At 39.8% G+C, this 15,300-nt stretch carries 12 protein-coding genes; 7 read left to right on the forward strand and 5 right to left on the reverse strand.

Going from position 1 to position 15,300, the window contains the following annotated elements; all coding sequences use genetic code 11:
- Nucleotides 1-104 precede the first annotated feature (104 nt).
- The 4 genes from AAEY98_RS12015 to AAEY98_RS12030 all read right to left on the reverse strand — a co-directional run bounded on the left by AAEY98_RS12015 (nt 105) and on the right by AAEY98_RS12030 (nt 6,737).
- On the reverse strand, nt 105-1,364 hold the full coding sequence (locus AAEY98_RS12015) for a GIY-YIG nuclease family protein (protein WP_351017137.1): 1,260 nt from the start codon (nt 1,362-1,364) through the stop codon (nt 105-107).
- Between the two features lie 4 nt (nt 1,365-1,368).
- Complete coding sequence (locus AAEY98_RS12020) at nt 1,369-3,390, reverse strand: DEAD/DEAH box helicase (RefSeq protein WP_351017140.1); 2,022 nt, start codon at nt 3,388-3,390, stop codon at nt 1,369-1,371.
- Between the two features lie 67 nt (nt 3,391-3,457).
- Nucleotides 3,458-6,145, reverse strand: a complete 2,688-nt coding sequence (locus tag AAEY98_RS12025) for a DNA methyltransferase (RefSeq protein WP_351017143.1) — start codon at nt 6,143-6,145, stop codon at nt 3,458-3,460.
- Nucleotides 6,146-6,500: 355 nt separating this feature from the next.
- A complete protein-coding gene (locus tag AAEY98_RS12030; RefSeq protein ID WP_351017146.1) occupies nt 6,501-6,737 on the reverse strand; it encodes a helix-turn-helix domain-containing protein in 237 nt (78 codons plus the stop codon).
- A gap of 102 nt (nt 6,738-6,839) precedes the next feature.
- Here AAEY98_RS12030 and AAEY98_RS12035 point away from each other — a divergent pair, with 102 nt between their 5' ends.
- The 7 genes from AAEY98_RS12035 (at nt 6,840) to AAEY98_RS12065 (ending at nt 14,101) form a co-directional block, all read left to right on the forward strand.
- Nucleotides 6,840-7,349, forward strand: a complete 510-nt coding sequence (locus AAEY98_RS12035; RefSeq protein WP_351017149.1) for a VspR family transcription factor — start codon at nt 6,840-6,842, stop codon at nt 7,347-7,349.
- Nucleotides 7,346-8,800 (forward strand): DEAD/DEAH box helicase, encoded by a 1,455-nt coding sequence (locus AAEY98_RS12040; protein WP_351017152.1) that lies wholly within the window; start codon nt 7,346-7,348, stop codon nt 8,798-8,800. Before AAEY98_RS12035 ends, AAEY98_RS12040 begins: the two co-directional genes overlap by 4 nt.
- Before the next feature lie 78 nt (nt 8,801-8,878).
- Nucleotides 8,879-9,316 carry a VPA1267 family protein gene (locus tag AAEY98_RS12045; RefSeq protein ID WP_351017155.1) on the forward strand — a complete coding sequence of 146 codons (438 nt, stop codon included), beginning with the start codon at nt 8,879-8,881 and terminating at the stop codon, nt 9,314-9,316.
- Entirely contained in the window at nt 9,313-11,469 is a 2,157-nt protein-coding gene (locus AAEY98_RS12050) for an AAA family ATPase (RefSeq protein ID WP_351017158.1), read from the forward strand. Before AAEY98_RS12045 ends, AAEY98_RS12050 begins: the two co-directional genes overlap by 4 nt.
- Before the next feature lie 350 nt (nt 11,470-11,819).
- Nucleotides 11,820-12,470 carry a hypothetical protein gene (locus AAEY98_RS12055; protein ID WP_351017161.1) on the forward strand — a complete coding sequence of 217 codons (651 nt, stop codon included), beginning with the start codon at nt 11,820-11,822 and terminating at the stop codon, nt 12,468-12,470.
- 6 nt (nt 12,471-12,476) lie between these two features.
- Nucleotides 12,477-13,019 (forward strand): ImmA/IrrE family metallo-endopeptidase, encoded by a 543-nt coding sequence (locus AAEY98_RS12060; protein ID WP_351017164.1) that lies wholly within the window; start codon nt 12,477-12,479, stop codon nt 13,017-13,019.
- Nucleotides 13,016-14,101, forward strand: coding sequence for a beta family protein (locus AAEY98_RS12065; protein ID WP_351017167.1), 1,086 nt, complete (start codon nt 13,016-13,018; stop codon nt 14,099-14,101). Before AAEY98_RS12060 ends, AAEY98_RS12065 begins: the two co-directional genes overlap by 4 nt.
- Here the strand turns inward: AAEY98_RS12065 and AAEY98_RS12070 are convergent.
- A complete protein-coding gene (locus tag AAEY98_RS12070; RefSeq protein WP_351017170.1) occupies nt 14,084-14,701 on the reverse strand; it encodes a sce7726 family protein in 618 nt (205 codons plus the stop codon). The two genes, AAEY98_RS12065 and AAEY98_RS12070, sit on opposite strands and share 18 nt — an antisense overlap.
- Between the last annotated feature and the right edge of the window lie 599 nt (nt 14,702-15,300).

Genomic DNA, 15,300 nt, shown 5'->3' on the forward strand with positions numbered 1-15,300 from the left:
GTGGTTGAATTAGCCGAATATTTCAATAAAGGCATATAATGCCACTAGTGAAGTGAATATGACAAACGAATAAATAAGCAAAATAAGTTTAAAAGGACTACAATTTACTGTTGAATAACTTTGGACACTATCTTCCCTGTTGTGTTATCCAAACGATAATTTGAGATAGTTCCATCTACAATACATTGGATTACATCTAGAACGGTTGTCAGCGGAACATTAAACCATTCTCTAGGGGTATAAATTTGGCCACTATGGCTTTTGAGAGTAACGTTTAGGCGCCTAGCAGCAAGGAATCCATGCACCAACGCTTCTAGCTTCTGGGCATTAAGATTAAAGCACTGACTGGTTGAAACAATTCTGACAGGCGCTTCAAGAAAGGTACTATCCTTCTCGGCGTGCTTTATTCGTTGCTCTACCGCAGTATCAGTAAAACCAATCTTATAAAGATTTTGTTTATAGGGAGTTAATACAGGATCTGTACTTAACGTTGCCAGCACATAAACCCATCCTGTTGGAATCGCATCATCCGATGGCTGCAATTTATGGCTGCTGAGTTTTACTTTACGTCCTTCTTTATCCCTCACCAAACCATGAGTCAACGACTGATACAGCATGTTCATTTCAGTGCCGTTTTCAAACACTAGATGTAAACGAGCATTATAACCCTTATATTCAGCAAGACGTTTGCCCACGCTTGAAACATAGCCCACCAAGCCATTGAGAATAAAGAAATCCCCTTCAGCAATTTGCAATTTATGGGTGAAACGCTCTACCCCAAAAGCTCCCTCTTTTAATCTTTCATGCAAGGTATTAAATAGAGGGGCAAAGCGAGGAAAATCAGCACAGGGTTGGCGTTGGGCAATTTCATCGGGTGATTCTTTTTTGTCAGCAGAGACATGTTTTAAGCTAAATATGTCCGGCGTCTCAAAGTCTAGCAAACCATCATCATCATCATCAAAAATATCTTCAAATGAAGTAACCAACTCAGATTTGTTGATATAGCTAGATGGCTCTGGTTCGGCGATTAAACCGAAATCAGAATGCTCTGCGTTATTGAATATCAACAGACCATACTCATCGAACTTGCGCAAATGTTCGCATTGCTCAATATTTCCTCTGATGCTGCGAAGCCGTCTGGCAAGGAGCTTCTCATCAAGCCGTGCAACACTATTATCCTCAGGTGGGCGGCCATGCTGGGTGTAAAACGCAACGATTTCAGCGAATTGACTTCCTGCTAGATCTACTGGCAAAACTTTAGTCTTTAAGGGCTGTACATCCAGTAGATCGAGTTCATCCTCCTCACCAAAAATGTCACCTAGAGATGATTTATTTGCCAAGCGCTGTGTCGATAAGTGGATCATCTCACTACCCCTGCTTAGCCATTTGTTGTTGCTTCACCTTACGAATAAAAGCCAGCGCCTCGGCATAGCGCACTTCGATTGGGTGACTTGAGTTTAACGATGGATCGCGATCATTATCGCGTTTGAATTGTTTAATCTTGGGCCATAGAATAACCGCTTCCTCTTCGGATATTTGCGATTTACTGGCACTAACTGCTTCCTGAATCGTTTTCAACATAGCCGCTGTCACTTGCTTTGATAAGATTTCATAAGCACCGTGGAACGGATTAACGGCATCAATCAGGTCGATGTCCAGATTATCGATGCAGATAAACTTCTCGCCCATTTTCAAAAACTGTTGACCCACTACATTTTTGTTTGAAGACTCATCTTTTTCATCTTGGTTGCCTTCTCCTATATCCACCTCCGCATCCGGTGGCAGATTTTCTCCATCAATCAATCCACCCGCTTTACCTATCAAGATGCTTTGTAACATACCCACGCGTACCTGCTCTTGCTCTTCTTCTGTCAAATTAGGATAAAGGGTCTGAATAACCGCAGGTAATGCCACTTGAGTAATTGTTTCTGGAGGCGTTGTTTCTGCAATAGCCTCCTTAACAACTTGTTCTTTAGCTATTAGGGCTGCCATTATTTCGTTCTTATCACCGTTAAGAATATCTATGACTTGCTGGGATACCTTTTTACCAGCAGAGGTATCATCAACAATGACTGTATTGGGAGGTACAGTCTTGCCGTCCCATTGTGAACGAGGTTTAAACTGAATGGTGGGAGCAAGGATTTGTTCCATTAACAGGGAAGTGGTGATCGCCTTAAGCATATTATTGACAGATGATCTAACATCATCATCCTGAGCATCAGGCTGAGCTATCAGGTTGGTAAACTGGGCATGTTTCTTACCGGCGCAATCACGCGTTGCACGACCAATAATCTGTACAATCTCTGTTAAGGAACTACGATAACCTATGGTTAAAACATGTTCACAGAAAGGCCAGTCAAACCCCTCTTTAGCCATACCAAGGGCGATGATGATATCCATGTCATCCGCTGTCTTTATATCCCTCAAGTAAGCTTGGATTTTCGGCCGTTCAGTGACGTTATCATCGACCAAGTTGGCAATATTGAGCTGGCGGCCATCTTTTCCCAGCACATGCAAAATACCGGTTTCAGGGTCTCGCTTCGACACTTCCCCCAATACATCCAAAATAGCGTCCACTTCAGCATGCTTATCCTTGGTCGATTCGCCGGAGTTCACATTGGGGATATGGATAATTGTTCTCTTACTTGGATCGAGTACTGTCGGCAAGGCATCTTTGTATTGACCTTGGTAAAAATGATAGCCGATACCTAATGACTTAAGGTGTTTATAGCCATTTAACTGCTCGTAATAGGTGTAGGTCACCTTAGTAAACTTGGCCTCATCCTCAGCAAGTAGAATAGGCACAGTATCGCCACGAAAATAGGAGCCCGTCATGGCCACTATATGGGCACTCGACTCTTTCATTAAACTGTCGATAAGGCCGCCCAAGCGATTTTCACCATCCGCAGAAACATGGTGAAACTCATCAATTGCCACTAAACAATGATTAAAATCGCTTACGGGGATTGTTTCGAAGGCAAAGCGAAGGGTGGCATGAGTGCATACTAAAATGCGATCTTTACTTGCCATAAAGCGCTTAAATGCATTGACTTTGCCTTTATCACTGCCATCCACACACAAATTATTCTCAGGGCTTACAACCCAATCGACAAAAAAGCCAAATTCTGTGAGCTGGGTGTTTTGAAAAGAGCCGCCGATAGATTTTTCCGGCACAGCCACGATCAGCTTACGCAATCCTTGGTGTTCCAATTTATCCAAGCCGAGGAACATCAGGGCGCGGGACTTACCACAGCCTGGCGGCGCTTTAATCAGCAAATACTGGCTTGCTCGCTCAGTAAAAGCACGGGCCTGCATCTCGCGCATACCCATGTCATTATGATTTGAGCTCTGGCCGGTCTGGCCATACTCGACATGCAATAAATTGTTCATCACGGAATCCTTTCGTCTATTAGTTCCAGCCTCCTTCACTATGTAAGCGGCTGGGTTAGAAATTAATTTATTGAGAAACCAGTGCCTCATAGCGTGCCAGCAGACAACTTAATCGGTCGGCCGAATCTTTAAAGGGGCGTTCACGATAGAGGCTATCGACTGCTTTATCGAGTGCTTGATGAGCAATCAGTAACTGAGGTGGCATCTTATCGGGATCATAAAGCTCTGCCAAAGTGCGGCCTGGGAAGTCTGCTCGAGTAAGGATAACCTCTTCAGCCAATTGCTCTATCTCTTGGCGCTGTGCTTCTGTAATATTTGGCCATGGGAAAGGATTGTAAACTACAGATGCAGAATAGCGATAATCACTTTTTAAGCGACCCGCAACCAATCGCATCCAATCGTTATGCAACAATGAGGTCAGTATTCCAAACTCATATAATGTGCCATTGGGGATAAATAAATTCGCATCGCTGCATATCACATCAGACGAAAAAAAGCCTATAGGTACGTATCGTCTTCTTTCTGATGAATGGCGCGGAACAAGAATGTAGCTCAAAGGCGTATTCAGGTCTCGAAACTGATGTGGTCGTTCTGCTAACTTCCGAGCTCCTTTATCAATGCTTCTTAAACGAACCTCAGCGACTTTATCAACTCGAGCCTGGACAATTGGCATCTCTTTTATCTCAGTTTCTGTAGCTTCGGCTAACCACAAACACCAACGCTCTTTACCATTCAAAAACTCAGTTGCACCGAGGACTTTTTTAATCCAACGTTCCGCTTGCGGCTCACGTAATAATAAATCATCTCGTTCATTTCGGGTTAGAAAAAGGTGACCACCATCTGTGGGCTTGTTTCCATAAACAAGTGGCATCACATTACTTACTATCGGTGTAGATCTTCCTAAAACAGCGGTGTTGTTGCCCTCGACTAAATATGGACTGATATTAGTAACTAAACGACTATGCAAATTTGTCTCAACCTGTTGGAATAGACGACGTGAGGTGACTCTTGAAGAAAGACCTACAATAACCACATGAACAGCTGCTTTATCTCTAGCGTTATTAGTCCAGACAAAAGTAGGGTAAGCAAAATGAATTTTAAGACCAATAGAAAAAATATTTGGCCAAAGTGAGGCGACTTGTTCGCCCTGACAAATGGAATTAGTAGAGACCAGAGCTAATTCAGCTCTGGAATTCTGGATATATCTAGCCCCTAACCAGAACCAGCAAGCCACATAATCTAGATTCCCAAATCCAGTAAATTCACCAAAAACGACTTGCATATCCGACTTTTGCTCATCAGTTCTGCCAAGAGTGCCTAAAAATGGCGGATTACCGATGACATAAACTTCATCCTCAGTCTTTTTTGGACAAATTGCATTCCAGTCAAATTGCAGGCTGTTGCCGCTATGAATATTACCGCTCTCACGAAGGGGCAATGCTGGCGGCGCAAAACCGAACTCCAGTTGCCATTGACTATTGAGCTGATGTTCGGCCAGCCAAAGGGACAAACGGGCAATTTCACAGGCGAAATCATCAATCTCGATACCGTAAAATTGTGACAGATGCAGGCCACTCATCGCAAAACCTTGCAGCTCAACCTCAGCCAAGGCTTTGATAACTGTCATCTCCAGTTTACGCAGCTCTTTATAAGCGACAATCAGAAAGTTACCCGAACCACACGCAGGATCGAACACTTTGATCTGTCCCATACGTACCAATAAGGCTTTCAGCCCTTTGGATCTCTTAATGGCTACTGACTGCAACTGTTTATCCAGCTCAGCTTGCAAGGGGTCAAGAAACAGTGGCTTTATCACTTTCATTATATTGCTATATGAAGTGTAGTGTTGTCCTAGACGGCTGCGCTGCTCCACGTCAATAACGGCTTGGAACATGCTGCCGAAAATATCTGGATTGATCTCACTCCAATCCATGTTGCCGCATTCGAGTAACAGCCTACGGCCCTTTTTACCTAATTCGGGAACGGGCTCATCTGAGGCAAACAGTCCACCGTTTACATAGGGGAACGCGGTAAAGTGTGCGGGTAAACTTTGCCGTTTCGGGCTGGTGCTGTCTGTGTTTAGCACCGAGAATAACTGGTAGAGGAAGCTATCTAGGTCGCTTCCATCCTCTTCGGTATAACTCTTAATAGCGGAAGTGAATTGGGCAGAAGAAAAAATACCAGTGTCCTCGGCAAAAAAGCAGAATAGTAGCCGAGTGAGGAAGACATTTAGGGCATGAATATCTTCTGGTGTACTGAGGTGATTGTGGGTACGGATAATATCGAACAGCTGACCCATTTTCTCAGCAGCCTTCACATCAGCAGGGTTTTCGCTGCCGATGATGGCCTTCTCAAGACCCACCAAGGGTAAAAAGAAGCCATAATTGCTGTGCAATTCGTCTAACTCTATATCGAGCCGCTCTTTACTCAGCGTATCCCAAACCAGAATTCGCACAAAATCGGTGATAATTACGAAGCGGATCTTATTTTTGGCTATCGCTGTATCTGCAATACGCAGTTCAAAGATAGAGTCGAGATCTTCGCCTACATGGACGTTTTGATAGTAAAGCTTATTTTTTAACGCAACATGACCTGCTTCTTTCGCGACGTTGCGAGCGCCACCTTGACGAACTTGAGTAATCGTCGCTTTGGGGAAATCATAGGCAGTCATAAAGCCATAAATGAATTCTTCGCGGTTCAGCTCATTGGTTAATTGTTCGAGCTGTTCAAAAATCTTTGCCTGATTGACGGCCATTGATGATCCCAAGGTTTTATAAATTGTAAATTACGAAAAATTAATTTAATAAACACTTTACTCTCACTACCAATGACGAGCAACATAAAAAGTGATTAAAAACATGGTCTAATAAGGTTTTTACTAACAAAGGTGTTGATTAATAGTGTAAAGTAAAAAGTGGATATATCTAAGGCCCCCACCACTCACTTTGAGCATTAATGAGATACAGATAAAAGGTTTATTCATTTTATTAAACTCAATGTATTAAATATTTTTAAAATAAATAAATTCAACATTTACATTTAGTTAGCGTATTTTTCATTTGTGAATGACATTATCAATTTATCAAAACTGAAAAATTTTGTCATACAGACTAATCGATTTTAACTTTATAGTGGGCTCTCGAAGGCATAATTTCTTCAAATTCACAATCCAGTGCCGTAGCAATTTTATACAGTGTTTCTAATCTAATATTGACAAGACCTCTCTCCATTTTTCCATAATTGCCTCTTTCTATACCCGCTAATGTCGCAAAATCTTCTTGAGAATATCCTGCACTTTTTCGTTTTGCCCGCAACATTTCTCCAAACTCAATCACTAAATCGCTCACCCTAATTGTCCCTTCAGGTAAATTGATTAGATTTTCATGTTGAGGTGAAAAGAACCACGCCCTATAATACCCATTATCGAAATTATTTTAGGTTACGTCGAAATGTTAGACCCGGTTGTAGCTCAAATCATTAAAGCCATTAACTTTGACAATTTCACAACGAGTGAAGTGAGGTCAGCTTTTTTAGCATTAAAAAAAGATCCAGAACTTGAGCCTGCGAATGTTAGACGAATGATTTATGCAGAACTGATGAAACTCGTTAGAACAGGATGGCTGATAAAGAATATCCCTAAGTTAAAAGGTCAAACCAAGTTCAGTAAAACAAAACTTTTCAATTCTAATAATATACCTGTTAAACCTATGGTTATTGAGCATGGAAATACAGCTAAAACTGATCACAGCCATCAAAAACTATTAAGCAAATTAATTCATTACAAATCAGAGCTATTGCAAAGCTTAGGTGAGTCAGAAGCTTACAAAGAGATATATCACGACATGCCTGAACTGGCTGATGAAATCCAGCCTAAATATGACATGGCAAGAGATAAAAATACTAAGTTGCTAGGTAAAATTAAGGCTATAGAAGAAATCATAAAACAGAGAACTATATGAAACTTAGAACATGGCAATCAGAATGTATTACCAAAATTTTAAGACAATATCGCAATGGCAAAAGTCATTTTTTAACACTAGCAACACCAGGAGCTGGTAAAACATTAATGGCATCTGTTCTAGCTGATGAACTTTTAAAAAATAATCTAGTCGATTTGGTACTTTGTTTTTCCCCCTCTTCAATTGTGGCTCAAGACTTTGCTGAGAGTATGGCGATAAGCATTAAAGGAAAATTTGATGGGCTGATGGGGGCAAAGGGCGAATCACTCACTTACCAAAGCTTGTTACACCTCGATGAATCATTTTGGAAATTATTCGACACTAATAGAATATTGGTCATTTTTGATGAAATTCATCACTGTGCGGGGTCCAATCTTGAAAATGCCAATGCATGGGGCGAGCAGATCATACTAAATATTCAGAACAAAGCTAAATATACCTTAGCATTAACAGGCACGCCATGGAGATCAGACGCAGCACCAATCGTTTTATCCCAATACTCTAACCTAGATAGCAACATTTCATGTGATTACATCTATGGGCTTGCTGAGGCACTTAGGGATAAGGTATGTCGTGTACCTCAAATTATCGCTGTAGATAATAATCAAATATCGTTACTTAAGGGGAATGAAACATTAGCTTTTCACAGCTTTAGCGATTTACTATCAAATTCAAATACGACCTATCAAGAGGTTATCGATAATGAAGATGTTATTAAATACCTCATATCTTCATCAAATAAAAAGTTATCGCAAATCAGGCAAGTAAACCCAAATGCTGCTGGGCTTATTGTGGCCTCATCAATTAAGCAAGCTTATAAAATTTCCTTGTTAGTTAAATCATGGTTTAACGAAGCTGCCGTTGTCGTTACTTACAAAGAAAACGATTCAAGTAGTATCATTAAAAAATTTCGCAATGCTCAGACTAAATGGATTGTTTCAGTTGGCATGATCAGTGAAGGTACTAACATTCCACGTCTACAGGTTTGTTGCCATCTAACGAATATTAAAACCGAAATGCATTTCAGACAAATCTTAGGACGAATTTTAAGAGTAACGAAATCAGATGATCAACAAGCCATTTTGTATATGCCAGCAGAGCCTAAATTGCTGGAATATGCTTATAGAGTTAAAGATGATATTCCGTTTGAAGCCGATGTTGTAAAATCCGAAACCATGAAATCGAGAGATGAGTTAAATGAAAGTAAAAGCAGTTTACCAGTCTCTTTTGATACTCCAACATCGAAGTCTGTAGATATTGATTTTCAATTAGAAGAGACGTTTTCTGAGCTTGCTGAATCATTAAATAACTTGTATTCAGAAACGGTTTACGAAGACATTTTACATCGTAAATCAGAACACCAATTATCGGCGGCTTATGATAGTGGAATCAATATATTTGGTCGCTTCAAGCTAGAGGCTATAGCGCTAGGCTTAACAGATTTGAGATAATTAAATACATGAACGCATTTACACAATAATTTGTTGATAAACTGGACTGAACAATACTACCGACGAGGTTTACGATTAATGGCTAATGGGCAACAAAAAGCAAAACAAAACCTTGATGCATTTCAATCCTGGGTAGCAACTCAACAAGACGAGGACTTTAAACAAATAATATTTAGAGGTCAGTTGAGTCGATCTGAAGTGGCCAAAGCAACAGGTTGTGGTAAATCTGCACTGAATCAAAATCCTGAATTACGACAATCTTTAAAACAATTAGAAGATGACCTTCGCGATAGAGGTGTTCTTCCTCCCCTGACCCACATTGCAAAAAAAGAAATTGATAAGCCTAAACAATACGATAACACTGCTAATCGTAAAGCAGTTGATTCAAAGCGTTTATCTTTATTAGAGGCCGAAAATATTGAGCTAAAAGCCAAAGTAAAAGAACTTGAAGGTCAACTTCAACGATTTGGGGAGCTGTCTGAAACTTTGTCAGAAATGGGATTCATGCCAAGATGAACTTAGTCCTCAATGAAGATCAATTCCGAGTCACCAGCATCCAATTCACCTCAAAAAAATTACTAGTATTCAGCGGTGTACCACTAAATAAAAACTCTTACAGAACCTACAGCGGTAAATACTTTGTCACGATAAAAATAAGTCCTGACGCATTGCCTACACAACCGGCAATTGGCCAGTATTGGTCTGTAACAGGTGGAAGAAAAATCCAAGACATGGATACGGGTGATTACCTCATGAAGCAACATGTCTATGAGTCACCAGAGCATGTTGAATGTCGATTACCAGAAACAGGTGAACAATTGATCCGATTCATCGCCAGTGAAAGTGCATTTAAGGGTATTGGCGAAAGTAAAGCCAGAGCGCTTTGGGAGCTTCTAGGCAAAACATTTCATGAAACTTTGATCAATGACAGTCCCGAATCAAGAACATTGCTCAAAGACGTTCTGAGCGAATATTCCATTACCTCGTTATTTGAGGGGTATGCTAAATACAAAAATCTTGCCCACTGTAACTGGATGTCTGAACATAAAATACCTGGCAGCGTTCAGCAACGGTTACTCAAGTATCATAATGAACAATCCATTACCGCGATTAAAGCAAATCCTTACGTATTAATTGGTTTTGGTATGCGTTTTAGTGAGGTTGATGAGCTTTTTCAAAAGCAGCTTAAAGGCTCTGCACATGATGACAGACGATTGAGCGCAGCCCTTGAAATCACACTTCGCAAAGAAGTTTCGAAAGGTCATACTTATACGAGTCAAGCCAACTTACGCCCTCTGTTACTCAAGTTACTCCAAGAGAAAGAGTTAGTAGCCAAAGCTTTTCAGGCTGGACATGACAAAGCTCAGTATTTGCTGAATCAATCAACAGGTACATATCATCCAACGGCCCAATTGCTAATGGAAAATGTCGTTGTCAAACGACTTAAGGCGCTTGCAAGTCAAAATAACCTCTATGATGAACACGCGAATTTAGCTTACGGTACTGCGGCTAATGAATTACCTTATGAGTTAACACAGAAACAAATTGAAGCAGTAACCACTTGCTTAGGCAACTCAATAAGCTGTATCACCGGTGGAGCAGGAACGGGTAAAACAACTGTGCTTAGGACCGCTTTGCGTGCCTATAACACAATGGGATTTCAGATACATGCCGTCGCACTCAGTGGACGTGCAGCTATGCGCTTACATGAATCTATTGGTTTTCACACATCAACAATCGCTAAGTTATTAAGAGATGAGCCTATTGATGCTGATCAGCATAAACATCTGCTCGTTATCGATGAAGCCAGCATGATTGATTTACCAACCATGTACCGCTTAGTTAATCATATTCATCCTTCAGTTCGAATTATCTTCACAGGCGATCCGGATCAACTCCCCCCAATTGGTTGCGGTAAAGTGTTAGCTGATATCGTCATTTCTAAAGTAATAGCCAATACAATGCTCGACATTGTGAAACGTCAAGAAAGCGCAACGGGAATCCCTGAGTTTTCAAAACTAATTAATCAAGGAATAGTACCAAACCGACTTTCGACTGGAACAATTCATTTTCATGAAACCAACAAACTACAAATTGAACAAGTTTGTTGCGAGCTGTACCAACAATCTCCTCAAAACAGCCGAGTCATGGCACCGACTAAAAAACTCGTATTTGAAATCAATAAAAAGTTGCAAGAGTCAATAAATAAAAATGGCCGTATGCTTCAGTTCAACATAAATGGTGAGCTGTTTTATCAATACCTGCGTCTTAATGACGCTATTCTATTTACTCAGAATATCTATGACAAAGGCATCCAAAATGGATCTCTTGGTGTTCTTACTAGTGTTGAGTTATTTGGGAATACTTATGGAGAAGTGACGCTTGATACCGGTAATAAAATTAAAGTAACTCAAGATGTGTTGGATTGCATGGAGCTGGGTTATGCAATAACCCTGCACAAAGCCCAAGGCTCTCAATTTCCACGCATTATTGTTGCATTACAGAAAGGCAGAATTGTAGACAGAGCATGGCTTTATACTGCTATAACTAGAGCTGAATCAGAAATCCATATTGTTGGTACAGAAGAGGATTTCAGAACGATTACTGAAGCACCAAGCCATTCACATCGACGTAATAGCTATCTTGCTGAGCTTTTAAAAGGATCATAATAAGACTTCCACTATTTTGCTTTATTACAGGCAAAGTATTACGGCTCTGTCTCATTGAGGGGAAAAAATGTGTTACTCAAGCTAACTTGAAAATGGACAGAAATGCGCTAGAGCACATACCCAAGTGCGAGTGGCTCAGATGAGGAAAAGTATCTCAAATCCCCTAATTCACTTCGATCCCTTTATCCCCACCACTACAGTTAGCCATAAATTCAGTCGATACAAGTCTGGTTAACATAATTTTTGCATCTCTGCTTTACCTATGCCAATTAGTGACCTAAGCCTATTCTAAGCATATATTTTTTAATGTAGTATCTATTTAATTACTATAAAACTGATATGGATGTTGGGTGCCTACAAAAACAACAGTAAATTCGACATGGAAGATAGTTCTCGTAACTAGTCTCATTACAGCCTGCTTCTGTTTACTCGCCGTATGGGGAGCATTTCAGTTTTTTTCCGTACCATCCATATTGAAGTACACTGGTTTTGCAGAGTCTTTTTTACTCAAAGATCCTCAAGCTTTTACTAATAGAGAAAACTTGTATGCACTAGGAGAGATGGTAAAAGCTGGAACCCTTCTCAGTGTTGATGATATTTGGTCTTTCCAGAGTTCCTTCTATCAAACCATCATTACAGTACTCATTGCAGTCAACGGTATTTTAGCTGTTTTTGCATTTATTTTCGTGAAAGCTTCATCTGATGATAAAGCTATTGAAGCTGCTGAAAAATATACAAAAGATTATATAGCAAGTAGTGAGTTCTCTGATAAAGTTAACGCGAAATTAGATGGTATTAGGAATGATTTTGATTTTTCAGTAACTGAGATTGAAGACATTACTAATGTTGTTGAACCTATGGTTTATGACCATGATGATGACATACAGAGCCTAAAACGAGAGACAAAAGAGTTACGTAGGTATGTAGGTATTCTTACACAACATCTCGCAGAAATGGATGTCTCGGATGAAGAAGGTAGTGACTTAGTAATAAGGAAGTAAAATGTTATGGCATTTATTAAAAAGAAACCTAAAACAGTAAAAATACCACCAATCTTCGAAAACATCGGAACAACGGCTGATGTACTTAGATATGCTGAAAAACAAGGTATTGAAACAGATCCATTAGATGTGTCTCAGCTTACAAAGGCTCTTGGAATTAAAATGTATTTTGAGCCTATGAAGGGTGAAGAATCAGGTTCTCTTATAAAGCATAAGAAAACAGGGGAGTGGCATATGACTGTAAATTCACTACACCACCCTCACCGTCAAAGGTTTACCATTGCCCATGAAATAGGACATCATGTCCAACATGGGGCGTTTAAAGATGAGTTTATTGACACCAATTTCTTCAGGAATGGCGATTCCAATAAGATGGAAGCCGAAGCAAATAGTTTCGCAGCGGAATTATTGATGCCAAAAGATAAGTTTGATCGATTTATCAGCGATGTATCTTCAAAAACTGAGGATATAGCTTCCCATTTTCAGGTTTCATCTATGGCTGTTCGTATCAGAGCAAAAGAGCTTGGCTACCAAGGTCATAACTTATGAGTAAGTTTGTTTATTTTCCTCTAATTAAAACTCGTGACGCTGAGCTTAGGGCATTCCAGAACCTCTCTAGCGAAGTTATGGAGCAAATATTACCAATTTATGAATTGACCAAATCCAGGACGACCAAGAAGGCTCCTGATGGTGATATTCATAGAAGAATGAGGCAGATATGCGAAATTCAAGATGGTCGACCGTTCATTCTGGATTTAAGTACTGATAATAAGTACATAAACCCTCAAATAGAGCAGTTAGTGTCTCCATATGATGGGTTTAAAGACTGGCAGTATTTTCTCAACCTTTATAAAGAACTTAACATCATCCCCATGGTGCATCTATATGAAGCAGATGACGATGACGAAGATGGGTCGACTTTTAAAGAAGTTGAGTCCTTTGTAGCCAATATATCAAAAGTAAAATCACAAATAGCGGTCAGGTTACCACATGATCTTAGTTCAGGTGATTATAAGTATTACCTAGAACCTATCATTCATAGCCTACAGAATGAATGTAAGTTAATTGTTTTACTAGATGCAAACTTTGTTAGTGAAGATGCTCAATCTGATGTAGCAGATATTGTAGATCCTCTAATTTTATCTGCTAAAGAAGTATTAGACTTAGATGGTTTTGATAAAATAGAAGATGTAGTAATGTTGTGTACCTCTTTTCCTTCAAGCCCTGCAAAAGCTGGAAATGAAGATGCTGAAGGAAAGTTCAAAATACTTGAAGAAAATATATATCAAGGTGTTATAGAAGAGGTGAATATTAAATACGGCGATTATGCTTCTATTAATACTCAACAAATTGAGATGAAAGGTGGTACATTTGTCCCTAGAATAGATATAGCTTTAGAGGATGGTTACAGCTTCATTTATAAAAGATATAGACGAAATGATGGTAGTTACCCAAGATGTGCTAAAAGTATGCTTATAGACTCCGAATATAGTAATTTAGATACTTGGGCTGATTCAGAAATACTACTTGCTAGCGAAGATACCCCAACCGGTATCAGTCCATCGTTTTGGATCTCAGTAAGGATGGTTTACTACATCAACACAAGAGTTAATTTACGGAATTCTGACTAGATGCTTTGGTGGCATTCTTGTAATGGTAAGAATGTCATCAGAATGGATAACGTCACCTAATTCTGATCTCAGTATATTAGATAATTGATGATATCTATTATATAGACTGGTACGAGAATGATGCCGAATAATATCTAAGGTATGAGTTCTGGCTACGAACTCACACATTTCATGCTTTGACCTGAACTGTTTATTGAATGCTTTTTTTAAGCGTTCAATTGACATAGTACTAGCTAGAGTTTCTTTATCATGCCTTTTGAACTGCTTAGATTTCCTAAGCTCAGCGATGCCATTTTCATCAACTAACAAGATACCGATTTCACGACCTATAGTCTTACGAATCTGAGTTAAGTTACTTTTCTCACATACAACGAAGCAATAATCAAAATATTTTTTATAGCTTTTTATTTGATAATCCAATCTTTCAGTACTATCACCAGCTCCCTTTATCTCATAGGCTGTAGCTATTTCGTCAAGGATTGAAACTACATCTGCTCGTCTTGTACCGAATTGAAAAGGAACCTCAGCGCCTACAACTACACTCGTATCGTTCTTAATGATGTAGTCGATAAGATGACGTTTGATTTCAATTTCTTTCATTGTACTAAGTAAAGTTCTATAAAATTTTGGACAAGTGAAGTATAGGTAAATCTGGATAAATGTACAGTGGTTTGGGGAGGATCAATAACACAGAAGCAAGCTCATCAGTTGGTGTGGCACCCATTGTAATGGCTAATTAATACTGGCTACCGTTTTAGATTTATTCTTGCAGAACATGTAAATTAGAAAAACTATGGCAAATCGAAATAAATATTCTAGATTTAGCAACAACACTAACTCATATTGGGGCGTGCGACGTGAGGTCGTATGAAGCGCTGTTCACCGCTTTTGAGTGAACCATCTGTATCACCAGATGAACCTAGGAGCCTGAATAAAGTAGCGGCTCTGACAATGTAATGAAGATTGGTTATAGACCAATCGGGATCCGAATCGTGAGAGAACGATCCTCCTGATAACCACAAATTGGGTGAGTGCTAGGCAGTCAGTATGATGAACATAAGTGAATCCGCGCAAGGTGCGTTATGTGATGAAACAGCGGAAGTGGTTAATACGCTGTAGCCAAAAGGCATGAGAGTTGGAAAGAGATTGCCCCATGCTCTTTCGTGATCGTTAAGCTCTTCGCACTATAGCGGGCATCT

The sequence above is a fragment of the Shewanella sp. AC91-MNA-CIBAN-0169 genome (genome assembly GCF_040310165.1).
Classification (GTDB): Bacteria; Pseudomonadota; Gammaproteobacteria; order Enterobacterales; family Shewanellaceae; genus Shewanella.

Excerpts from the sequence above, each read along its gene's own strand:
- AAEY98_RS12035 (WP_351017149.1), top strand. The coding sequence starts at position 6,840 with ATGTTAGACCCGGTTGTAGCTCAAATCATTAAAGCCATTAACTTTGAC.
- AAEY98_RS12025 (WP_351017143.1), bottom strand. The coding sequence starts at position 6,145 with ATGGCCGTCAATCAGGCAAAGATTTTTGAACAGCTCGAACAATTAACC.
- AAEY98_RS12070 (WP_351017170.1), bottom strand. The coding sequence starts at position 14,701 with ATGAAAGAAATTGAAATCAAACGTCATCTTATCGACTACATCATTAAG.
- AAEY98_RS12065 (WP_351017167.1), top strand. The coding sequence starts at position 13,016 with ATGAGTAAGTTTGTTTATTTTCCTCTAATTAAAACTCGTGACGCTGAG.
- AAEY98_RS12050 (WP_351017158.1), top strand. The coding sequence starts at position 9,313 with ATGAACTTAGTCCTCAATGAAGATCAATTCCGAGTCACCAGCATCCAA.
- AAEY98_RS12015 (WP_351017137.1), bottom strand. The coding sequence starts at position 1,364 with ATGATCCACTTATCGACACAGCGCTTGGCAAATAAATCATCTCTAGGT.
- AAEY98_RS12060 (WP_351017164.1), top strand. The coding sequence starts at position 12,477 with ATGGCATTTATTAAAAAGAAACCTAAAACAGTAAAAATACCACCAATC.
- AAEY98_RS12045 (WP_351017155.1), top strand. The coding sequence starts at position 8,879 with ATGGCTAATGGGCAACAAAAAGCAAAACAAAACCTTGATGCATTTCAA.
- AAEY98_RS12040 (WP_351017152.1), top strand. The coding sequence starts at position 7,346 with ATGAAACTTAGAACATGGCAATCAGAATGTATTACCAAAATTTTAAGA.
- AAEY98_RS12020 (WP_351017140.1), bottom strand. The coding sequence starts at position 3,390 with ATGAACAATTTATTGCATGTCGAGTATGGCCAGACCGGCCAGAGCTCA.